Origin of the sequence: Chitinophaga terrae (ex Kim and Jung 2007), from assembly GCF_900107795.1 — a bacterium.
In the GTDB taxonomy this organism is placed as follows: domain Bacteria; phylum Bacteroidota; class Bacteroidia; order Chitinophagales; family Chitinophagaceae; genus Chitinophaga; species Chitinophaga terrae.
Window position 1 is genome coordinate 37,182 of record NZ_FNRL01000020.1, and the last position, 23,834, is coordinate 61,015.

16 protein-coding genes are annotated in these 23,834 nt (G+C 48.2%); 11 read left to right on the forward strand and 5 right to left on the reverse strand.

What is annotated here, in order from left to right; all coding sequences use genetic code 11:
* Positions 1-8 precede the first annotated feature (8 nt).
* The 7 genes from BLV62_RS19315 to BLV62_RS19345 are packed head-to-tail and all read left to right on the forward strand — an operon-like array spanning position 9 to position 11,893.
* On the forward strand, positions 9-914 hold the full coding sequence (locus BLV62_RS19315) for a carbohydrate kinase family protein (protein WP_089763611.1): 906 nt from the start codon (positions 9-11) through the stop codon (positions 912-914).
* A 35-nt stretch (positions 915-949) separates the two neighbouring features.
* Positions 950-4,015, forward strand: coding sequence for a SusC/RagA family TonB-linked outer membrane protein (locus BLV62_RS19320; protein ID WP_089763612.1), 3,066 nt, complete (start codon positions 950-952; stop codon positions 4,013-4,015).
* 23 nt (positions 4,016-4,038) lie between these two features.
* Positions 4,039-5,736 carry a RagB/SusD family nutrient uptake outer membrane protein gene (locus BLV62_RS19325; protein ID WP_089763613.1) on the forward strand — a complete coding sequence of 566 codons (1,698 nt, stop codon included), beginning with the start codon at positions 4,039-4,041 and terminating at the stop codon, positions 5,734-5,736.
* Between the two features lie 23 nt (positions 5,737-5,759).
* Complete coding sequence (locus tag BLV62_RS19330; protein ID WP_089763614.1) at positions 5,760-7,148, forward strand: DUF4960 domain-containing protein; 1,389 nt, start codon at positions 5,760-5,762, stop codon at positions 7,146-7,148.
* Between the two features lie 28 nt (positions 7,149-7,176).
* Positions 7,177-8,820 carry a glycoside hydrolase family 32 protein gene (locus BLV62_RS19335; protein WP_089763615.1) on the forward strand — a complete coding sequence of 548 codons (1,644 nt, stop codon included), beginning with the start codon at positions 7,177-7,179 and terminating at the stop codon, positions 8,818-8,820.
* A gap of 24 nt (positions 8,821-8,844) precedes the next feature.
* Positions 8,845-10,410: a glycoside hydrolase family 32 protein gene (locus tag BLV62_RS19340; protein WP_089763616.1), complete on the forward strand. Its 1,566-nt coding sequence runs from the start codon at positions 8,845-8,847 to the stop codon at positions 10,408-10,410.
* A gap of 10 nt (positions 10,411-10,420) precedes the next feature.
* Positions 10,421-11,893, forward strand: a complete 1,473-nt coding sequence (locus BLV62_RS19345) for a glycoside hydrolase family 32 protein (protein WP_089763617.1) — start codon at positions 10,421-10,423, stop codon at positions 11,891-11,893.
* A 78-nt stretch (positions 11,894-11,971) separates the two neighbouring features.
* Here BLV62_RS19345 and BLV62_RS19350 read toward each other — a convergent pair whose 3' ends face one another.
* From BLV62_RS19350 to BLV62_RS19370, 5 genes are all read right to left on the reverse strand, one after another.
* Positions 11,972-13,441, reverse strand: a complete 1,470-nt coding sequence (locus tag BLV62_RS19350; protein WP_089763618.1) for a TlpA disulfide reductase family protein — start codon at positions 13,439-13,441, stop codon at positions 11,972-11,974.
* A 96-nt stretch (positions 13,442-13,537) separates the two neighbouring features.
* Complete coding sequence (locus BLV62_RS19355; RefSeq protein ID WP_089763619.1) at positions 13,538-14,971, reverse strand: RagB/SusD family nutrient uptake outer membrane protein; 1,434 nt, start codon at positions 14,969-14,971, stop codon at positions 13,538-13,540.
* Positions 14,972-14,984: 13 nt separating this feature from the next.
* Positions 14,985-18,305: a TonB-dependent receptor gene (locus BLV62_RS19360; protein WP_089763620.1), complete on the reverse strand. Its 3,321-nt coding sequence runs from the start codon at positions 18,303-18,305 to the stop codon at positions 14,985-14,987.
* A 127-nt stretch (positions 18,306-18,432) separates the two neighbouring features.
* Positions 18,433-19,569 (reverse strand): FecR family protein, encoded by a 1,137-nt coding sequence (locus BLV62_RS19365; RefSeq protein ID WP_089763621.1) that lies wholly within the window; start codon positions 19,567-19,569, stop codon positions 18,433-18,435.
* A 73-nt stretch (positions 19,570-19,642) separates the two neighbouring features.
* Positions 19,643-20,236, reverse strand: a complete 594-nt coding sequence (locus BLV62_RS19370; protein ID WP_139170290.1) for an RNA polymerase sigma-70 factor — start codon at positions 20,234-20,236, stop codon at positions 19,643-19,645.
* Positions 20,237-20,518: 282 nt separating this feature from the next.
* Here BLV62_RS19370 and BLV62_RS19375 point away from each other — a divergent pair, with 282 nt between their 5' ends.
* The 4 genes from BLV62_RS19375 to BLV62_RS19390 all read left to right on the forward strand — a co-directional run bounded on the left by BLV62_RS19375 (position 20,519) and on the right by BLV62_RS19390 (position 23,714).
* Positions 20,519-21,103 (forward strand): GNAT family N-acetyltransferase, encoded by a 585-nt coding sequence (locus BLV62_RS19375; RefSeq protein ID WP_168927915.1) that lies wholly within the window; start codon positions 20,519-20,521, stop codon positions 21,101-21,103.
* A 138-nt stretch (positions 21,104-21,241) separates the two neighbouring features.
* The gene (locus BLV62_RS19380; RefSeq protein ID WP_089763624.1) at positions 21,242-21,823 is read left to right on the forward strand and encodes an RNA polymerase sigma-70 factor; all 582 of its coding nucleotides are present in this window, start codon (positions 21,242-21,244) and stop codon (positions 21,821-21,823) included.
* A 75-nt stretch (positions 21,824-21,898) separates the two neighbouring features.
* Positions 21,899-22,480 carry an RNA polymerase sigma-70 factor gene (locus tag BLV62_RS19385; protein ID WP_225889638.1) on the forward strand — a complete coding sequence of 194 codons (582 nt, stop codon included), beginning with the start codon at positions 21,899-21,901 and terminating at the stop codon, positions 22,478-22,480.
* 73 nt (positions 22,481-22,553) lie between these two features.
* The gene (locus BLV62_RS19390) at positions 22,554-23,714 is read left to right on the forward strand and encodes a FecR domain-containing protein (protein WP_089763625.1); all 1,161 of its coding nucleotides are present in this window, start codon (positions 22,554-22,556) and stop codon (positions 23,712-23,714) included.
* Positions 23,715-23,834 lie beyond the last annotated feature (120 nt).

The window sequence follows — 23,834 nt, forward strand, 5'->3', positions numbered from 1 at the left end:
CGATTATCATGATGAATAAGAAAAACGAGGTTGTCTGTTTTGGTGAGATCCTCTGGGATGTACTGCCGGGCCAGGAACTGCCCGGAGGAGCGCCGATGAATGTTACTTACCACTTGTCCAAACTTGGACGTAAAGCCACGCTTATCTCCCGTTTAGGAAACGATGAAAGGGGAATTGCTTTAAGAAAGATCTTTGAAGACAAAGGTATCGACACCAGTTTTGTACAGGTAGATGCCCTTCACAAAACCAGTATTGTGCTTGCCACTCCCAACGAAGCGGGCGATATGAAATATGATATAGTGGAAGATGTAGCCTGGGATTATATAGAAAAACAGCCCGATCATGAAACGCTCATTTCCCAATCCCGCTATTTTGTTTTTGGCAGCCTGGCCATGCGTAACAAAGGGTCCAGGGATACCCTGCTGGCTTTAATGGAACTTCCCTGCACCAAAGTATTGGACATCAACCTGCGGGCGCCTTTTATTAACAAGGAACATATCACCTACCTGTTGAGGAAGGCAGATATAGTTAAGATGAACGAGGAAGAGCTGGGACTTGTAACAGGCTGGTACGGCGACTATATCGGCATAGAAGAAAAGATGCAGCTGCTGCAACACAGGTTCAACATCGAAACGCTTATTGTCACCCGCGGCGCAAAAGGAGCGGCTATCAAACACCAGGATCATTCTTATTTACATGATGGCTTTAAAGTACAGGTTGCTGATACCATTGGGAGCGGCGACAGCTTCCTGGCGGCATTTCTTTCAAAATTTATGGAAAACAAAAATGTAGATGCAGCATTGACATTTGCCTGCAAAGTAGGGGCTTTCGTTGCTACAAAAAAAGGCGGCTGCCCTGATTACGATGTCAGTGAAATAGACAGGACTAATATCATCTGCTCCATTCCCGATTAATTAACACTATTTCATTGTAAAACATTTCCACGACTATGAAAAGATTTCTAACAATGATCTTTCTTGGCATCGCCATTCATGGTTTTGCCCAGCAAAAGAAGGTCGGAGGCCTGGTAACAGATAAGAATACACGCACACCTGTTATCGGCGCTACTGTGATCTCGCAGAAACAGACCGTTACTACAGACAGTACAGGGCATTTCTCCCTGGCAGCCGAGGCAAATGAACTGATCACCATCTCCTGTATCGGGATGAACACCATCAGGGTACCGGTGCCGGCATCCGGACAGATCGTAGCAGAGCTATCGGCCAACATTTCAGATCTCAACCAGGTAGTGATCACGGGTTACCAGACGCAACGCAAAGCCGATCTTACCGGCGCTGTAAGCGTGGTGAACGTGGGCGACCTGAAGAAACAGGCAGTGGCCAATCCTGTTAAAGCGTTGCAGGGACAGGTGTCCGGCGTCTTTATCACTTCCAGCGGTTCGCCCAGCGCGCCGGTAACGGTGCGCATCAGGGGAGTTGGTACGCTGAACGATAACGACCCGTTATATATCATCGACGGCGTGCCAACCAAAGCGGGATTGCATGAGCTCAACTCCAGCGATATTGAAACCATGCAGGTGCTGAAAGATGCGTCGGCAGCCAGCATTTACGGCGCCCGCGCTGCCAACGGCGTGATTATCATTACAACCAAACAAGGCCGCTCCGGCCGCATGCAGGTTAACGTAAACGCCTATACCGCCGTACAAACCTATACAACCAAACCCAAAATGCTGAATGCGGGAGGCTATGGCCAGGCCTATTGGCAGGCTGCCGTTAATACCGGCAGAGATCCTAATGCCAACAGCATCGGTTACAATTTCCAATGGCATGCGGATGACAACGGAACTCCTGTGCTGGATAAGATCCTCTTGCCGGAATATATCGACGGCGACAGGAGAACAATGCGGACTTCCAACACCAACTGGTTCGACGAGATCTCACAGACTGGCATCGTGCAATCGTACGACCTCTCTGTTACCAACGGAACAGAGAACGGGAGCTACCTGTTTTCTGTGGGGTACTTCGATAACAAAGGCGTGATAAAAACAACCAATTTCAATCGTCTTTCCGCCCGCATGAATGCCAATTACAAACTCCTGAAAGGACGTTTGCAGGTAGGAGAGAACTTCACCATCAACCGTACAAAAGAAGTACAGGACCCGGGCGTATTGAACCTCTCCCTGCAGGCATTGCCTATTGTGCCCGTGCATACCGTAGATGGCATCGGCTGGGGAGGCCCCTGGGGCGGGATGAACGACAGGCAAAACCCTGTGAGGCTATTGATGGATAACCAGCAGAACGGGTACAAGTACCTAAGGTTATTCGGCAACGTTTATGCGGACCTGTCCATCATTCCCGGCCTGAACCTCCGCACCAGCGCGGGTATTGACTACGGCAATTACCTGGCGGATAACTTCCTGAAAAAGTACCAGTCGGGATACCTGGTAGGGAACGAGAACCAGCTAACAATGAACTATTCCAACAGCTCCAGGGTTACATGGACCAACACCCTGAACTATAACCGTACCATCGGCAAACACCTGGTGAACGCGGTATTGGGAACTGAATTCTATAAACAGAACGACCTCTCGTTCTGGGCCAGCAGGAAGAATTACGCGATAGAAGATCCGAACTATACATACCTGGATGCCGGAACCGGCGAGAAAAACAATGGAGGGGGCGGCGCTATCAACGCGTTGATGTCGTACTTCGGAAAAGTGAACTATACTTATGATTCAAGATACCTTGCTTCCTTTACCATACGCCGGGACGGATCTTCCAGGTTTGGTATCCACAACCAGTTCGGTACTTTCCCAGCCTTCTCGCTTGGCTGGCGCGTAAGCCAGGAAGAGTTCTTCAGGAAAAATGCTCCTTCCTTCATCAGCGATCTTAAACTCCGCTATGGCTGGGGACAAACGGGCAACCAGGAGATCAGCAACGTGGGCGCTTACTCCATTTATGTAACAGATTATAATGGCACCTCTTATGACATAGCGGGCGCGAATACGGGCACGCTTCCTTCCGGTTATCATATCACCCAACGGGGTAATGATAACCTCAAATGGGAAGCAACTACCATGAGCAACTACGGAATAGACGTGGGCTTCTGGGAACAGAAACTGACAGGAAGCTTCGAATACTTTACCAAAAAGACCAGCGACATATTGGTACTGCCCCCTTACATCGCCGTACTGGGCGAAGCCGGCAACCAATGGGTGAACGGCGCATCAATGGAGAACAGGGGCTGGGAAGCGGCGCTTACTTATAACGGCAGTATCGGCGAAGTGGAATTCCAGGTATCCGGGAATATCTCGGGGTATAAAAATAAAGTCACCAAACTGCCGGAATCTGTCGTGAACAATTACGGCGGCAATGGCCTGGACGATAATATTCTCGGGCGCCCTGTAAACTCCTACTACGGCTACGTAACAGATGGGTTGTTCAGAACGCAGAAAGAAGTGGACGAATCGGCCAGGCAGTTAGGCAAAGGCCTGGGCCGGATCCGGTACAAAGACCTGAACGACGATGGAGTGATCGACGACCGGGATCGCACCTGGATAGGAGCGCCACATCCTGATTTTATTTATGGACTTAACCTGGCCGTACAATGGAAAGGCTTTGATCTTTCTGCTTTCTTCCAGGGAGTGCAGGGCAACGCTGTTATCAATGATGTAAAATACAATACGGATTTCTGGAGCGTGAGAGAAACAGGTTCCAACAAAGGAAGCCGCCTGCTGAACGCATGGTCGCCGCAAAACCCGAATTCGTCTATCCCTGCCATATCGGCAACCGACGACAACTTCGAGTCAAGGTTTTCTACCTACTTCATAGAACGGGGCGATTACCTGAAACTGCGGAATATTCAACTGGGTTATACCTTCCCGAAACAACTGCTTAACAGGCTCAGTATCCAAAAATTAAGGGTGTATGTAGGTGGCGATAACGTATGGCTTGTGCATAAGAACAAGTCATTCACCGGCCTGGATCCTGAGAACCCGGGCTTTGGATATCCCAATCCTGTTGTGTTTACAGGCGGTGTAAGTGTAACCTTTTAATCTTTACCAAGAACGTCTTTACCATGAAACGATTAGTGTACAGTCTCGTTATCACGGGCTTTTTAATAACAAGCTGCAATAAGCAGTTGAATATAGTACCACAGGGAGTATTAAGTCCCGACCAGGTAGCGACACCTGAGAACGCGGATAAGTTTGTAACGGCAGCTTACGCGATCTTAACAAGCGGAGATATCAACGTGTCATACAGTTTGTGGGAGTATGGAGATGTACGGTCCGACGATGCGTATAAGGGAGGCCGTGATGAAGGCGATGGGCAGGAATTCCATTTTATGGAAACGTTTGCCAATACCCGTGCAGACTTCTGGCCTTTCGACGGGCAATGGTTTAAGATCTATACAGGCGTAGGCCGTGCCAATACTGCGTTATCGTATCTCAATAAGATAGATAAGTCGGTATTCCCGTTGAAAGAACAACGCATCGGTGAAGCCAGGTTCCTGAGAGGCCTGTATTATTTTATGCTGAAAGAATTGTTTAACAGGATACCATACCTGGATGAGAATGTGCCATTGGATGATTATGGAAAAGTATCTAATACTGCTTTGAGCAGCGACAGCCTTTGGGAAAAGATCGCGGGCGATTTTCAATATGCCGCCGATCATTTGCCGGATATACAGGCAGATAAAGGCAGGGTTTCGAAAGCCGCCGCGTATGCCTTCCTGGCTAAAACAAGGCTCTACCAGGGATTCAGGCAGGACGAGCATTATAATGTTACAGGCGTGGATATGCAGAAGATGCAGCAGGTAATAGACGCCTGCGACCAGGCTATGACTTCATCCTATCGCCTGGAAGATGATTATGCTGCCAACTTTTTACCCGGCAGGTACGAAAACGGGCCGGAAAGCATGTTTGCAATCCAGTTCTCACAGAATGACGGTACGGATGTAGGCCATCTCAATTTCGGAGATGCGTTGAGCGTACCGCAGGGATTGGGATGTTGCGATTTTCATAAACCCAGCCAGAATTTTGTAAATGCTTTCAGAACAGATGTGAACGGGCTTCCCCTGCTGGACGCCTTCAACGACGTGAATGTGAATCCCTACCAGGATAACGTTGATCCGCGTTTGAACCATACTGTAGGCATCCCGGAATTTAACTGGAAGTACGAACCTGCAAGGGTGTATAAAGAAACCTGGAACCGCAACCCGGCTGTTTACGGGATCTACGCGTCGATGAAAGAAAACGTATCGCCGGATGGGGAATATTTTGTAGCCCGTCCTCCTTTCTTCCCAAATTCAAAGAACAAAATACTGATGCGTTTTGCAGAAGTGCTTTTAATGAAGGCAGAAGCGCAGATAGAGATGGGACGCCAGGCCGATGCGCTGCCGCTGATCAATGCAATACGCCAGCGGGCCGCCAATAGTACCGGGCGGTTGAAGAAGGCCGATGGCAGCTATGAAGCCCATTACAAAGTAGGTTTATATGTACCGGGAGTGAATGTTACCTGGGACCAGGCAACAGCACGAAAAGCATTGCGGTTTGAACGCCGCCTCGAACTGGGGCAGGAGAACCAACGTTTCTTCGATCTTGTTCGCTGGGGCATTGCGGCCGAAACATTGAACAAATATTTCCTCGTTGAAAAAACACGGCGTTCTTTCCTGAACAGCGCGAATTTCACGAAGAACAAACATGAATACCTGCCTATTCCGCAGAATCAACTGAACTTCAGCAGGGGCGTGTACAAACAGAATATCAACTACTAAGTAAACTGACAAATCGCTGCGTTATGAAAAGATTCCTGTCTTATATGACAGCTGTTTGCCAGCTGTTGCTGCTCTTCTCCTGCGAACGGAATGACGGAGGCATAGCCCTGGACCTTTCCGGCAATACGGCTATTACCTCTTTTGAGGTAGCAGGGGCAAAGGGCGCTATTGATACAATAAAAGGAACCATTGACATCACATTGCCCTTCGGAACCGATTTCACCAAAGTGATACCAACTATCACATTGCCCCAGGGAGCCAGTGTAACGCCGGCATCCGGCGCAACTGTGAACCTGAAGAACGCGGTACGCTTCAGGGTGATCAACGGTAATATTTATAAAGATTACACGGTGACAGCTTCTGAAGAAAAAGTCATCCAGTCGTTCGTGGTAAAGGGAGTGAATGCAGATATCGACAATAATGCCCGCACGATAAGGGCGGTAGTGCCATCCGGTACTGACCTGACAGCGCTGACGCCGGAAATAAAACTGGCGGCCGGCGCAACTGTTGATCCTGCCAGCGGCCAGGCTACAGATTTCACCAACCCGGTGGTATACAGGATCAGCAAAGGGCAGGTAGCTATCGATTATACAGTAACTGTTACCACGCCCGTAAAAGTGGCCTTCCTGAGCACTGCCGCTACGGCAAATGATATTACCAATCCTGATGAGAAAGCAGCCTGGGTATGGTTGAGCGGAGATAACCCGGAAGCGCAGTTCCTGTCTTTCGATCACGTCAAAGATCATAGCGTTGATCTGGGCGTGTTCGCAGCAATCTGGTGGCATGAAGATAATACCCAGGACCTGCCTGCCATCGCGTTGGATGCAGATATACTTGCTGCGCTGAAAACCTACTACTCGAAAGGCGGATCGTTCCTCCTTACTTCTTATGGCGCCAGGTATGTGGAAGCATTGGGTATAGTGCCCGCAGGAAAAGCGCCTAACAATAATTTTGGCGACCCAACAGGCAAACAATGGCTGGAGCCAAATTGGGCCTGGGGTATATCTTTTAAAGGGCATGAAAACCATCCGGCCTTTGCCGGGCTTTCCCTCACGCCCGATAAACCTTATGCCACGGTGTATATGCTTTCCAATGGCGTTTACCGCCTCAATCATACCGCCCAGTGGTATGTGCCTGATTGGGGAGGTTATGGAACTATTGCCAACTGGCGCGCGCAAACAGGCGGTATCGACCTGGGAAGTACAGAGTGGGACGGCGATCATAATACCGTTGTAACAATGGCCGAATTTCCTAGAACTGCCGCGCATGGTAAAACTATTACCATCAGTTCCGGGTGTTACGACTGGTATTCAGAACCCGATCCATCCAACAGCGGCAACCAGCCTGCGAACAGTTATCTTCCCAACATAAAGAAGATGACGGCCAACACCCTGAAGTACCTGAGCAAATAAGTTATTTATAACAATAAATCTTAACGGTATGAATATACATCTCTTTCATTTTGCGTTGTTGGTTACAGTGGCGTTGAACGCCTGCAACAAACGGTCATACGACCCTATGGCATCCGACAACAGGAAGACGTTAAGCAGCGTTGCCACCAGCGCCACAACGCTTCAGTGCACGGCCATGCCGGAGAGCATCAATTATTCCATCTACCGCATGTGCTCCGATAATGTTCGGGTAGGCGATATTACCCCGTTCTATGATTCTGTTGCCGGTAATTATAAACTGTATTTTTTAAAGAATATCTGGAGCGCCGCGGGTCAGAAACACCCCTGGTTCGGCTTTGTAACTTCCGACTTTCATAACTATACGGAAACTGCTTCCATTATTGCATCGGCCAGCGATCCGTGCGCCCAGGATAACTCCATAGGCGCAGGCAGCCTGGTTAAGAACGGCAACACTTACTACGCATTCTATACAGGTCATAACCCCGACATTACAGGATGTACGAATGGGGTGAGGAGAGAAGGCGTTATGCTGGCCACTTCCTCCAACCCGGTATCCGGCTTTGTGAAGAACGCCGGTTTTGCTACTATCAATACGCCGGCCGGTATCGGGTATGATGAAAACGATAACTGGCGCGATCCGTTCGTGATCCGCGATAATGTAAACAACAACTGGCTGATGCTGATCACCGCCCGCAAGAACCACAATGGTGCATGGCGCGGCGTGATAGCGAAGTATACGTCCACCGACCTGCTGAACTGGAGCTACCAGGGCGTTTTTTATGATGGAGGCAGCAATAATTACTTCAACATGGAATGCCCTTCCGTTTTTAAATATGGCAGTTATTATTACCTGATGTTCTCGGACCAGAGTGTGAATGATGCCAGCCAACGCTATGTTCATTACAGGAAAAGCACGTCGCTGAACGGCCCCTGGAGCATGCCCGCAGGGCCCGACCGGATAGATGGTAACGCATATTATGCCGCTAAAGCCGTTCCGGATGGCTACGGCGATGCCTATATATTTGCCTGGTGTCATACCTTGTCGGGGAATACGGATAGCGGCACTCCCGATTGGGGCGGCAACCTGGTGACCCATAAGATATACGCCTTGCCCAACGGCGATCTCGCTACCGCGATCCCTCACACTGTAAAAGCCTGGCTGGAAACGGCATCGGAACCATTCACCAAAAACAGCCAATGGGGAAATGTAACGAATACAGTGCCGGGTACGGAATCATACCGCCTTATCAGCAATGCAGACCTGGATGTGGCCAACGTGTTATACAATCCCGTTAACAGGGATCAGTACATGATCACTGCCACTGTATCGTATGCCAGTTCATCAAAAGATTTCGGGTTTTTCATCGGCGCCTGCGATGGGTATGAAAATACCTACCAGCTTCGTTTTGTACCCTCGCTCAATAAATTCAAGTTCGAGACGAAGCCCAGGAGCCAGTTGGATAGCACGCCGGTAAACGATGTGCCGGTAACGCTTGCGCCGAATACGAACTATAAAATCCAGATTGTAGTAGAACACTCGGTTGTTGTGGTATACATCAACGACCAGGTAGCTTTTACCAACCGGATTTACCGTGCGCCAAATACTAACTGGGGCATCTTTGTTGATCACAGCGATGCTACTTTCAGCAATATCACGGTAACGCATCCTTAAAAATATTTGTACGAAAACGAGAACATGAAAAGTAGTCTGTATATCACATATAAACATCTTTGGTGCTTATGCACTGTAGTAGCTTTATTTGCCTGCAAGAAAAGCGGGAAGGGAGGGCTGACGCCCGATGTTATCGCCGGAAGCCCGGTGTACCCTGCGCCCCCGGCCATGTGGATGCAACCTGCCGGCGGCCAGCCATATTATTCTTCCGGCTTTGCAGGGGATCCCATGCCCTTTTATGATAATGGCGTTTACCATATTTTTTACCTGCACGACGGCGACTGGACCTCTTACGGTTACCATCCCATTCATACTTTTGAAACGAACGATTTTTCCCGCTACCAGTATAAAGGAAGAGTAATGCCTTTTGGAAATGCAGACCAGCCGGATACAAAGATCGGAACAGGATCGGTGATCAAAGCAGGGGATAAGTATTACATGTATTATACTTATTCGGATGAAAAGAACTGGGCTTTCGGGAAATCGAGAGAATGTATCATGTATGCTACCAGCACCGACCTGAAGAGCTGGACTAAACATTACGGTTATACGATCTATTCGCCGGAGGGATTTACGGACCTGTATAATTTCAGGGATGCAGAAGTTATATACAACAAAGAAGCCAACGAGTACCTGATGCTGGTTGCCTCCAGGTATAATAACAGGGCCGTTATCACGCAATTCACTACAAAAGATCCGGCGGCGGATAACTGGACCTACAAGGGTTTGTTTTATACGGCGGATGTTGATAATTATGTGATGATGGAATGTCCTAACCTGTTTAAATTCGGTAATTACTGGTATCTTGTATTCTCCGAAAACGGCGCGCATCCTATGGTGCATTATCGCTACAGCAATTCAATGAACGGGCCATGGACCAAACCGGCGAACGATATATTGGACGGTTCCTATTTTTACGCGGGTAAAACTGCCGGTAATGAAACGGAACGCTACCTCGTTGGTTGGACGCCCCGGAATGCCGACAACGGCGACAATGGCGACAGGCTTTGGGGCGGCAACCTGGTTTCGCACCAATTGTCGCAGAACCCCGATGGTACGCTGAATGTAAAACTGCCGGCGGCGACAGAGAAAAGGATTTCAGATCCGATCGCTCCACGTACGGTATTTAAAGATGCGGCAATCCAGCAGGACCAGGAAAATATTATTTTTAAAACGGCTGCTGATCCTGCATACATCGTTTTCGACCAGGTAAGCGGGAAGAAAATGATAACAGCCACCATTACGGGAGCAGATATCAATGCACAGTTTGGCCTGGCTTTCGGGATGGATAAATCGTTTGGCCAGGGTAACCGTTACATACTTGACATCAATGGGGTGGCGAAGCGTATTGCCAGCGTTTATATGAATGGCGGCGCAGCGCGCACCAATGCCGCTGTAAATTATTCCCTGGCCCCGGGAAGGGAGTACCAATTGAAGGTCGTGATAGATGGCACTGTTTGTACCCTGTATATAGATGATAAAGTGGCGCTGACTTCCAGGATCTATTCGTTGTCTAACAGCTTTTGGGGAATTTACGCCGCCAACAGCAACCTGCAGGTTAAAAATTTGAAATTATACCAGATCAACTAATTTATATGCTATGAGAATACGACACGTTATTATCGCATTGCTTTTGCCGGCACTGGCCTGGGCGCAGGATAAGACAGGGGAATTGCATCGCCCGAAGATCCATTTCAGCCCTAAGAAGGGATGGATGAACGATCCCAACGGCATGGTTTATTTCAACGGAACCTACCACCTTTTCTTCCAGCATAATCCTCATAACACGGTTTGGGGACCTATGCACTGGGGCCATGCTACCAGTAAAGACCTTATTCACTGGAAAGAGCAACCCATCGCACTCTATCCCGACACCCTGGGAACTATTTTTTCCGGAAGCGCGGTGATAGATACAAAGAATACCGCAGGTTTTGGAAAGAACGCAATGGTAGCGATCTATACCAATCACAATCATAGCCAGGAGCAGGCGGGATCTGATAAGTTCCAGAACCAGAGTATTGCGTATAGCCTTGATGAAGGAAAGACCTGGACAAAGTATAAAGGCAACCCCGTATTATCTAACCCGGGCATCCGCGATTTCCGCGATCCTAAAGTCTCCTGGTATGAAGCCGGTAAGAAGTGGATCATGACGCTGGCTACGAAAGATCACATCACCTTCTATTCTTCCCCTGATCTGAAACAATGGAAAGAAGAAAGCCGGTTTGGTGAGAACCTGGGAGCGCATGGCGGGGTGTGGGAATGCCCTGACCTTTTCCCTTTAAATGATAAAGGAAAGGAGATATGGGTATTGATCGTGAACATCAATCCCGGCGGGCCTAACGGCGGATCTGCTACCCAGTATTTTACAGGAAGTTTCGACGGGCATGTATTTAAGGCTGACCATACGGACATTAAATGGTTGGATTACGGGCCTGATGAATATGCAGGTATCACCTGGTCCAATACGCCTGGCCGCAGGATATTTCTTGGTTGGATGAGCAACTGGCAATATGCGAATGTTGTTCCTACCGGCAACTGGCGCAGTGCTACTACCATTGCCAGGGATCTGAAACTGGTTAAAACAGGAAAGGGATACCTGGTAGCTTCCGAGCCGGTGAGGGAATTTAACCGTATCGGCGGCAAGGTATTTAAGGCAGAAAATGTGAGTGCGGATAATTACCAGCTCACCTCGAAAGCAGGTAAACTGGCTGGCGCTGCCAGGGTAAGCGTATCGCTTCCCAAAGCAGCATCCTTTACCATCACATTGTCGAACAACCAGGGCGAACAAACGGTGATAGGGTATGATGAGGGAAAACAGGAATATTTCATTGACAGGACGAAATCGGGGGAAACTGGTTTCGAAAAAGGTTTCGCTGGCCGGCACACTGTTCCCCGTTTCGCAACCGGCGATCCTATGAACCTGACATTGGTTATCGACGATGCATCGGTTGAGTTATTTGCCGACAACGGATTGTCTGTTATGACCAGCATATTTTTCCCGAAGAATACCTATACGGATATTACGATTTCCGGAGGAGCTCAACTCGGTAAGGTAACTTACCAGGCTTTATAACAAACCCGGATCACGAAAAAGGGGAAAGTTGCGTAATGCAGCTTTCCCCTTTTTAGCTATGGATTCCGGTCCTTTCGTTTATTGCTTGTTTGCAAGCCAGATCATGGCAGCTACTTCTGCTACCGCAGCGTCATCGCCGCCGGCAAAGCCGGTAAAACGGAAACGGATATTCCCGTTCTTGTCTATTACGAACTTCGTAGGAATGCCTGATACTTTGTAACTTTCTACGACTTTATTCGCACCGGTTTCAGGATCTTTCAGATCCATCAGCACTTCAAAAGGGTAGTTGTTTTGCGTGATGAATTTTTTTGCACTGGCAGTTGCATTGGCTTCTTTTTCCCAGGTATGTACAAACAGGAATTTTACGTTAGGATCGTTCCTGAATTTTTCCTGCGCTTTTTTCATTGCCGGGAAAGAAGCTTTGCATGGACCGCACCAGGTTGCCCAGAAGTCCAGTACCACTGTTTTACCTTTAAGTTCTGATAAGGTTACTTTGTTGCCATCTACATCTGTAAGGGTAAAGTCGGGCGCTTTCTCGTTGATGATCTGGCGGGCAAACTCTTCACGCATTTTAGCGTCAAGGCCTCCTCTCAGGGAGTCGAGATATGCTTCAAATCCGCTGCCGCCGCGAACTTTAGCATAGGCATCGGCCAGCATTTGCCTGCTGTTGTTGTTCAGCATACCGGCAGCGCCGATTTCAGACAGGCGTTGGAAAGCGCCGGCATCATCTCCTTTCGCAAGAAGGATCTTGGCATATGTTTCATTCACAACCGGTCTTACAGGCGTTTCAGCTTCTATTGCACGTTTGATATATACGATCGCTGAATCATACTGTTTTTCTTCAAACAGGACATTCACGTATGCGGCCAGGTAACCTGGATAGCCGGTAGCGGCAAACCTGGCCCCGTTTTCATCTTTCTTCGTTGTACGATAGGAGTAAGACAGATCAATGGCTTTCTTAAACAGTTCTGCGGCTTCTTTATAATGTTTGCCTTTCGCCAGCCGGTAAGCGGGTCCTGCCCAGCCTTCGCCTTTCCAAAGGTCTGTTTCCGTCATATTCGCATATTCCACTGCCTTGGCCACGTTATCGGCTTCCGCATAAGCGCTTGCCACACTGTTACGGGCGTAATCATAAGCAATCCTTTCTTTACCGAACTTTTCAGGAGGGAACTTTTTGATCCAGGCTTTGTACAGCGCTTCTTTTTTTACAGGGTCTTTCTCGTCATACACTACCTGTACTTCGTCGCCGCGTACCAGTTCTCCCATCGGGTAACGTTTTTTTGCTGCCACAAGGATAGAATCACTTGTTTTGTTCTTCTTCATTGCATAGAACATGTTAGCGGCAAGTATGTAATCTTCTTCTTTTTTTGCCTGCTTTAACAAAGCATACATCTTTGTTTCCAGCAAAGCCTTGTCTTTATCTTCACCTTGCGCCAGCTTAAAATAATATTGCCTGAGCGTGTCGGCATTGTTCTTTTGCTGGGCGCCTGCGGTAACCGCTGTAGTAAGCAGGCCTCCGCAGAGTAAAATAGGAATTAGCTTTTTCATAATTGGTGATTGGTTTATTGATAGTGTGATGAAATGACCACTGGTTGTCGTTGTTCGAAGGAATGTTGACAACCAGTGGCCGGAGCATGGTAATTATTATTTGTAGCCCGGGTTCTGCGTGAGGGCAGGATTGGCTACCCGCTGAGCGTCAGGGATCGGGTACAGGATGTCTGTACTGTTCCATGTAGCAGGGCGCAGGACGCTCATAACGTCATCTGCCCTTGTTTTATCAGCGGGGCTCACCAGGCTTGGGGTACGTTTAAGGTCAAACCAGCGATGTCCCCATTCCCCGAATAATTCAGCTTTGCGTTCCTGCTCCACTGCTGCCAGCAAAGCGGCTTTACCAAGACTATTGTCCAGCATTGGCAGTCCCGCCCGGCTGCGGATACTATCCAGGTCGGCAATGGCATTGGCGTTGGCGCCCAGTTGTGCGCGGGCCTCTGCGCGGATCAGGAACTGCTCTGCATAGCGCAGCATTACATTAAATTCGGTTCCTGTTGTGGCGCCGCTGGGTAATACGCGCAGTTTATATTTGGTAATAACATTGTAGTTGCTGCCTGCAATCGGCGTACGGGCAACCCAGTTAGCCTTGCGCAGGTCGCCGGCTTCAAATGTATTGTATATGGTATCTTTCAGCGTAACGCCGGGAATAGTACCTGCAGGTGCAGCAAAGCTGCCGCCTGAATTGTCGGCATTGGTAGTATAGATAGAAAGGCCTGTAATGGTTGCCAGTTGCCAGATGATCTCGTTGCTGGTGTTGCTGAAAACACTGTTAAGGTCTTTATTCAGGCTGTATAAACCGGAGTTGATCACCAGGCTGGCTGTTGCTTCTGCATTTTTATAATCCCTGGTGTAGAGATAAGCTCTTGCCAGCAGGGCATTGGCTACCTGTTTGTTGATCCTGCCTCTTAATGCGCTTGGATAGGCATCTGTCAGCAGGCCCTGGGCTTCTGTAAGGTCTTTGATCACCTGTGCCCACACCGTAGCGGCAGGCGTACGCGCCAGCGTAGCGTTGCCGATAGGATCATCTGTTAACGGCATTGGCACATCGCCGAAGTAATTAACCAGTTGGAACAATACAAAAGCTCTCCATACCCTGGCTTCTCCCATCAGCTGATTCTTTACAGCCGTCGAAAGCGTGTTGCTTCGTTCAATACCGGCCAACATCGCATTTGCCTGGTTCAGGCTACCGTAGTTGTTATACCACAGCGTGTTTTCTACCAGGCTGTTGGTAATGGTAATAGCGCTGCTTCCAAATTCATCGTAAAAGGCAGAAGGTATATTGTTCTGCAATTCATCAGAAGAAAGGCCTGGTAATTCCGTCATCGGGAATAATACTGACCTGACGCTGCTGGCATTGTAAAGTCCCAGGATTGCGCTGGTTGCCGTTGCATCGGAGGCAAATACCTGGTCTAATCCTACCTGGTTCACAGGAGGACCAATTTCTACCAGTTTCCGGCAGGATGAAAGTGTACAGCCGCTCAGCAACAAAATTGCAATGGCTTTCTTATTTATTTTAAATGAAAACATGAGTAATTAGATTTTAGAATGAACAGTTAATACCAAATACAATTGTTCTTAACGGCGGCATGGCAATAGCGCCGGTGCCCAGGCCGGGTGCGCCGCCGGAAACGCTGGTTTCAGGATCGTAAATGTATTTGTTCTTTGCCCAGGTGAACAGGTTCTGCGCTTCTGCATATACCCTGAAGTTGCTGAACCGTATTGTTTTCAGCCATTCTTGCGGGAAGCTGTAGCTAAGACTCGCTGATCTGAGTTTCAGGTAACTGGCATCCCCCCATAATGCAGTAGAACTGCTGTATTGCGTATAGCCGTTATAGATAGGAGTGCCGGAAGTTGATGTGGCCGCCGGGAAGGTAGCTACATCCCCTTCTTTTCTCCACCTGTCCAGTACGCTGGTGTTCTGGTTGTTCCTGCTGCTGCCGATCGGGGTGGAGATGTTGTTGATAACTCCATTGCGGTGATTGAACTGCAGGAAGAAACTAAAGTCCCAGTTCTTGTAACTGATGGTATTGCTCATACCTCCGAAGAACGGGGTACCGGCGTTGATCACTTTCCGGTCGTTGTTAAAATCGATTGATCCGTCGCCGTTCTGGTCCTGGTATTGCGGGATACCTGTTTTAGGATCATAACCGGTGTATATATATCTTCTTACCACATCAATAGGCTGGCCTATCAGGTAGCTGCTGGCATAAAAAGATTTCTCTATACCCGGGAAGCTAACCAGTTTATTTGCAGGGAAGGTGATGTTGAAGGAAGTGGTCCACCCGAAATCATAGCGTTTCAGGTTCAGTGTATTCAGTTCCAGTTCTATCCCGCTGTTCTGTACAAGCGCCGGCATGTTAGCAGCGTAACTGTTATAACCCGATTGGGTAGGCAACGCGGCGTATAACAACTGATCGCCCGACCTGTTCCGGTAATAATCGCCGCTGAATTTGATCCTGTCGTTCAGCACATTGAATTCAAGACCGAACTCGAGTTTTTTGGTAGTTTCCCATTTCACGCCGGGGTTAGGCAAGGTACCCCGGTAGAGTGCCAGTTGGTTCTGGTAGGTACCCGCGCTGGAAAGCAGTGCCAGGTAAGTGTAATTGGTGATCTGGTCATTACCCGTAGTTCCGTAACTGGCCCTTACTTTACCATAATCCAGCCAGCTTAAATGTTCCTTGAAGAAGTTTTCTTCTGTGAATATCCAGGCGGCTCCTACTGCGCCGAAGTTGCCAATGGCGTTATCAGGTCCGAACCTTGAACTGGCATCACGGCGGAAAGTTAAATTCAACAGGTATTTTTTATCCCAGTTATAATTAACACGGCCGTAGAGGGAAGCGAATTTATAATCGAAGTAGTTATTGTAACTAACGGTTACCAGGCCGGCTCCCATTAATGTGCCCAACAGCGCTTCGCTGCTGTAATTAGCGCCATTCAGGAAATTGCCGTTGGCGAGGCTGCGTTGTAAAGTACCGCCAACCATGGCATTCAGCGAAGATTTACCCCAGTCGTAAGAATAATCCAACGTTGGTTCTATGATGTAATTCTGTGTTTTGTTGGTAGTAAATACTGCTGAAGAAGTAGGGTTATTGGCAGGGTTGTATGAGGATGCAGGATTTCTTGTATTCTGTTCCAACCCTGTATTGGTATACCCCACGTTCAATTTGAAATTAAGGTTTTTGATAATGGTATAGCGGAGATTAGCGCTGGCCATGAAATTGGTGGTGGTATTATAGATCTTCCTGTTGAGCAGGGCGAGGGGATTGGTGAAACCGGTAACCCAGGCCAGCTTACCATCTTTGTCGTACAATGGCATGTTAGGAGGAAGATTATAGGAAGAAGTAAGATCGCTTGTCGGCAATACTCCTTTATCGTTGGAGTAATTGACAGTGGTGCTGATAGAGAATTTATTGTTGGCTGAAGTATGATCAGCAGATAACCTGCCCGTGAGCCGCATATCGTTGAAATCGCCGGGAAATACCGTTGTTTCTTTATGATAGCCGCCGCTCAGGAGGTAATGTGTTTTGGTATCGCCGCCTGAAACAGAGGCCTGTGCATCGGTTGACCTGGCAGTACCGCCGATCAGGAGCCGTTGCCAGTCGGTATAGGCATTCTGATCCCACTGCGTCAGTTCAGGCGCATTGGCTGTAGTGGGGGTGAGGCCATCGTTGGCAAAAGCTTCTCTTCTCAGGTCCAGGTATTGCTGGGTGTTCATCATTGGGATGAAGCGGGCTACTTTTCCTGAACCGGTATATACGTTAGCGTTAACTTTTGTTTTGCCGGATTTACCTTTTTTAGTGGTAATGAGGATAACGCCATTGGCGCCCCTTGCTCCGTAGATAGCGGTAGCATCTGCATCTTTGAGGATGTCCATACGCTCGATGTCATCCGGGTTGATCATGCTGAACGGGCTGATCCCGCCATTGGCGCCGCTGGTACCCCAGGCATTCAGGTTGTCTGTTACCGGCTGGCCTCCGCTGTAGTTGGTGAACGGAACGCCGTCGATCACGTACAACGGCAGGTTACCACTGTTCATAGAGCCCTGGCCGCGGATCTGCACTACTGCAGCGCTGCCCGGCAAACCGTTCTGCTGGGTGATCTGTACGCCGGGGATGCGGCCAGGCAACGCAGCCAGTACGTTAGACACAGGCTGGGTGCTGATCTCGGCGGCTGTGATACTGCTCACTGAGCCGGTGTTCATACGTTTGGTGGTGGTGCCGTAACCGATCACCACTGCTTCGTCAAGCCCTTTTACCGCCTGCGTCAGCGCCTGGTCGATCACAGTGCGGTTGTTAACAGGAACGCGTACAACGTCGTACGATACATAGGAAAACACGATCTGTGCATTTGGCGGCACATTCCTGAGCGTATATTGTCCTGCGTCGTTCGTCATCGTGCCAAAAGGGGTTCCGGGGATAACAACGGATACAGAAGGCAAACGATTGCCCTTCTCGTCTGTTACCACACCGCTGACGGTGATCCCTTTTTCCTGTTGCGGCGCCGTTGCATTATGGGCGTCTTTGGCCCTGATAATAATAAAGTTGCCGGATCTTGAATAAGTGAACGGCTGGTTGCTGAACAACAACCTCAGTACTGTATTCAATTCCTCGTTCTTTACCAGGAGGGTAACAGGAGCCGCCTGTTTCAACTGGTTCTTACCATAAATGAAACTAAGTCCTGTCTTTTTCTCGATTTCCTGGATCGCCTTTTCCATGCTATCCCCGTTCAGGTTCATGGTTACTTTCTGGGCAAATGACTGTACTCCTGCAAGCAGGCAGCAACACAACAGGCATAAGCTGAAAATCGTTGTCTTTACTGATCGCTGCGAAAGGAGTCGTCTCCCTGGCTGTTTTACATGCATAGCTTTGTTTGGTTGATAATTGATTAAAATCCCGTTTGTTTTAACGGTTGGTTTTTGACAATACTTTCCCTGCCTTTAAAGCTTGGTGGACTTTATAGGAAGTAACCTGGTTTGGTGCATGCTTACGTTACTGAATAACTGTAATCTTTCGTCCTTCGATCTTGAAATGCACAAGATTTGTCATCTCCAGTAAATTCAATAGTTGAGAAACCGGGACATCTCTTGGGATTTTTGCGACGAACAGGTCGTTGACATTTGTTTGGTACACAACCTCTACGTTGTAGTACCGTTGAACTTCCGACATGATGGTGGTGATGTCGGCTCCATTGAAATAGAAGAGACCTTCTTTCCACGCCAGTATGGCCGCTATATCGGTGGCTTCCTGGACGTTGATATTACCGTTGTTGCTGGTTACGGCCTGTTGACCAGGTTCCAGTATACGCGTTGTTTTGGCGGTGTTCACCTTAATGGAACCGCTTACAAGTGTTACTTTGGTGGCGGAATCAGTGGCAAAGGCTTTTAAGTTGAAACTGGTTCCGAGTACTTCAATGGTTGTTCTGTCTGAGCTGTTATAAACTGTAAATGGTTGATTGCTGTTCTGTGCTACTTCGAAATATACCTGGCCGGAAACCGTCACAGTACGTTTTTTTCCTGTGAAAGCAACCGGGTAGGTAAGCGAGGATCCGGCGTCGATACATACCTTCGTTCCGTCGCTCAGCATAATGGTCAATGCCCGGCTGCCCGCAGGCAGCTGGATGGTATTGTTCCCGATATCCTGGTCGGACCCTGTGTAAACAATAGTGCCGTCGGCGCCTTTTGCTACCTTGATCTTTCCCTGTATGGCCAGCATTCCAAGGCCGGCGCTATCCAGCATCACTTTTTGCCCGTTGCTGAGCGTAAGAACAGCATGGTTCCCGGTTGGCGCGGGGATATCGTTCCTGAAGCGTTCTACCTGCGGTAATAACCGCGGCTGTGTATAACGTTGTTCCAGCAAATAACCTCCCACACCCAGCAGTATGGCTACACTGGCTGCAGCTGCCCAGGTACGCCAGTTGTTTAACCTCCGCGTCCGCGACCGCCCGATCACAGGTTGCAAGCGTGCACGGATAGCCTGGCCTATCTCTTCTTCTTTGCCCAGCAACTCTTCATTCCATTGCTGCCCGCCGAAAGAATCGAATAACCTGTTAAATTGCACCAGCTCCGCATCTGTGGCGATTCCTGTCGCAACTTTTTCTGCAAGTGATATGATTTCCTCTCTCGTCATGTAAATGCTGTCATATACTTAGGCACTTATAAAATGCCTGACCCCTAAAACAGGAAAAAAATTTTTCCGGAGCCTAATAATGGTAGTGGGTAAGGATAGGACAAAGTAACATCGCGAGCAGGTGAGGCTCCACTACGGCGCGGATCCTTTTAAGGGCGATGGTTTTCTGGGCTTCCACGGTTTTAATGGAAAGGCCCAGCAGATCGGCGATCTGTTGATTCGAAAGCTGCCTGTCCCGGCTTAGCAGGAAGATCTGCCTGCATTTTTCAGGAAGGGTATTGATGGCTTGCTGGATGATGGTTTTGAGGTCGTTCAGCTCCAGGAGTTCCTGGGAGCCGATGGTTGTTTCCGTTTCAAGTGTTGCCAGATCTGCATAAAATGACTCCCGTATTTTCCCCGAGCGGATGTAATTAGCTACTTTAAACCGGACTGCCGACCGCAGGTAAGAAGGAACTGCCTGGATGTCGAGCTCCCGGCGCTTCTCCCACAGCCATGTGAAAATGTCCTGCACAATATCCATGCAGGCTTCTTCATCTCTCAGCAGGTAAAAAGCAGACCTGTACATTGCTGACCAATGTCGTGCATACAACTGATCGAAAGCATAGGTATCGTCTCTTTTTAAAAGACTAATCAGCTCGAGGTCACTATGAGTACTGTCTATTCTCAAAATTTCGCTCTTTCTCGTGCGAAAATAAAGAAACAGCAATATAATCAGGCATAGAAGTTAAAAAAATCAACCAGGCGGAAGGATGACGTTATATTAAAGGCTAAATATAAATGTGTTAATTGTTATGTGTACAGTTATTCGTTCGGCTATTTGAAGATGCAGTTTGTTGCTGTCGGCACGGATGTTGAAAAAGCTGGCGCGGAGGCGCGCTTTTTTGCTTGGCAAACGAAAAGCTTTCCTTTAATTTTAGCAGGTAACATCAATAAAATTGCAGGAAGTACAATGTCGCCAGGAAATCATGAAATGATCAGGTTTGAAAGACTCTCATCTTTGAACGGTTTGCCAATCAACGAACCGGGGTATTGGGGCCATAACGGTTATGTTTCAGGATCAGTTTTCGAAGTAACTTCCCGGAGCGCCGGCGAAGGAGCTTCTTTTGAACTTAAGCTGCTTCCATTGCCGTCTGTTTTCCGGAAAGACTGGACAATAACGGAAGAAGATTGGGAAGAATATGCAACTTTGATAGCGGAGGGTTATTCTTTTGCTGCATACGATGGAACCAGGGTAGCCGGAATGATCATCTGCGCGGCGCAACAATGGAATAATACCTTGCATATTGAGAACCTGTTGGTGGCCAGTCAATACCGGAAAAAGGGAATTGGCGGCGCGCTGATAAACAGGGTTATAAAGGAGGCTTCGCAAAGTAAATTCAGACAGGTAACGCTGGAGACGCAGAACACCAATGTACCGGCGGTCGCTTTTTACCGGAAACAGGGTTTCCGCATAGATGGTCTGCGCCTGGGACTTTACGACCCTTCGGAAAACCCGGGAGAAATTGCCATATTTATGGCATACAGGATCGGATAAAAACATTATTTTGCTGAAATACCGGGAAGGGCAGATAAATCGGCAAATTTTCTCCTAATATTTCCTCAATGTTATATTTTTATATCCTGGTATAATTGCGCGATTAATTTTCTATTCTTGCGGTCGTATTTTCATAGCATGAATCAGTATTGTCAATATTCCGATGCAGACTTATTGGCGTTCCTCAGGGAGGACAGTAAGGAGGCGTTTACTGAGATCTATGACCGTTACTGGAAGAAATTACTTGCCATCGCATATATGCACAGCCGTGACAAGATCATGGCCGAGGAAATTGTGCAGGATATATTCATCAGTCTATGGAACAGGCGTAACGACCTGTTTATTGACAATGTAAGCGCTTACCTGGCTACAGCCGTCAGGTTATCTGTTTTCAAACAGTATGTCCGGCAGAAACGAAGAAGCGAACTTGCAGAACAGGCAGCCGATCCTCTACTGGCATCCTGGGACGAGGAAAAGATCTTTTCCCGCTTCATGCAGCAATATATTAACGGGATCGTGGAAGAACTGCCGGAAAAATGCCGCCTGGTCTTTAAACTGAGCAGGGAAGAGGGGCTTACCATCCCTGAAATTGCCCGGCGCATGGAGATAGCCGAAAAAACGGCGGAAGCTCATCTTACCAAAGCGCTGAAAGTACTTAAAGTTAACCTTGGCCGCCCATACATCTGGATCTTGATCCTCCTGTTCTTTTCTCAGCGTTAAAATCAAAAAAAAATCATTGGCCCCACTAAGGGTAATTAGGTCTCTTATGGTACATATTACCGTAAGATCCATGTTATGAAGGGTAAAGAACGGAAACACGTTTACCCAACTACCTGTAAAATGAAAGGGCGCCGGCAAGAACCTGATACAGCTTTACTATTGTCTCTACGCGGAGACAGCAGGGAGGCGTTTGCCGAAATCTATGAACGTTATTGGAAACCTATGCTGGCCATCGCCTACCTGCATAGTCGTGATAAGACCATTGCCGAGGAAATTGTACAGGAAGTATTTATCAGCCTGTGGAACAGGAGAAAAGATATATTAATAGATAATATCAGCGCTTACCTGGCAACCGCTGTACGATTGTCGGTATTTAAACAATACGTCAGGCAGCAAAGAAGATCCGAACTTGCGGGGCAGGTGGCTGCTCCGGCAGTGACAACTTGGGATGAGGAAAAAATACATACCAGGTTCCTGCAACAGCAGATCAATGGGATCGTGGAGCGGCTGCCGGAAAAATGCCGGATGGTTTTTAAACTAAGCAGGACAGAGGGACTCACGACCCGCGAAATCGCCCGCCGTATGGGCATTGCGGAGAAAACAGCGGAAGCGCATCTCACGAAAGCATTAAAAGAATTGAAGTTAAAACTCCGCTAAAAAAAATTTCTGTTAACACTAAGGGTAACGATATAATTAAGGAACATATCACTGTAACGATAAAATACATCCGTTGAAAAACAACATCATTCAACTCATTGAAAAATACCTGGATGGCGCCATCACACCTGCCGAAGAAGAGCAGCTGATGGCCTGGTACCAGGAATACAACGAAGCTGATGCCGAATGGTTATCGGAAAATGCCGACGAGGAAGAGCAGGTTCGTTTGCGCATGTTTGCACAGTTGCAACGGCATATAACTGTTTCTTCCGGGAAACCGGCTACGAACAGGCGCTGGTATTATTTCGCGGCAGCGGCATCTGTATTGCTGATAGTAGGACTGGCAGGATATTTTTATTTCCCGGCGAAGCAGCAACCGCGGAATAAAGGCAATGTTCAATTTGCACACGATGTTGGACCTGGCAGCAACAAAGCTATCCTGACGCTGGGCAATGGAGAAAAAGTTGTGCTGGAAGACGCCAAAGACGGCGTGATCACAGAGCAGGGCAATGCGGCGGTAAATAAAACAGACAGCGGTCGTCTTCAATACAATAACATCAGCCAGGCCGAAGGCGCACCGATCGTCTATAACACGCTTGTTACGCCTTATGGCGGCCAATACCAGCTTACGCTGCAGGATGGAACGAACGTTTGGCTGAATGCAGGATCTTCCCTGCGCTTCCCTGCTTCCTTTCCCCGTAACGAAAGAAAAGTGGTGCTCAGCGGGGAAGCTTATTTCGAAGTAAGCAAAGATGCGAAAAGACCTTTCTATGTCAGCATCAATTCCGGCACCGATACCGCTATGGACATCCGGGTATTGGGTACGCATTTCAATATCAAAGCGTATCCTGACGAACAGCAAAGCGTGGTGACCTTGCTGGAAGGCGCTGTGAATGTGAATTACCGGAAGGCCAGCGCCCTGCTGACCCCGGGCAAGGAAGTGGTACTGAACAAAACTTCAGGCAAAATGAATATAAGCGAAGTAGATACAGAAGGAGCAGTTGCCTGGAAGAATGGCTATTTCTTATTTGATAATGAAAAAATAGAAGACATCATGCGCCAGGTGAGCCGGTGGTATGACGTGGAGATCCGCTACCAGGGCAACCTTTCAGGCAAAGCTATTGCAGGTAGTTTGTCGCGCTACAAGAATGTATCAGAAGTATTAAATATGTTGGAATTAACAGGTACCGTTCACTTTAAACTAGAAGGAAGGAGGATTACAGTTATGCCTTAAAAAAAATTAAAGAACAGGGACCAAAAAAACCGGGAGCGTTCCAGCGCCCCCGGCAACAATTTGAGCTACCCTGTGAAAGACAAATTCTTGCTTATCGTAGTCACAGTTATTAGATTTTTA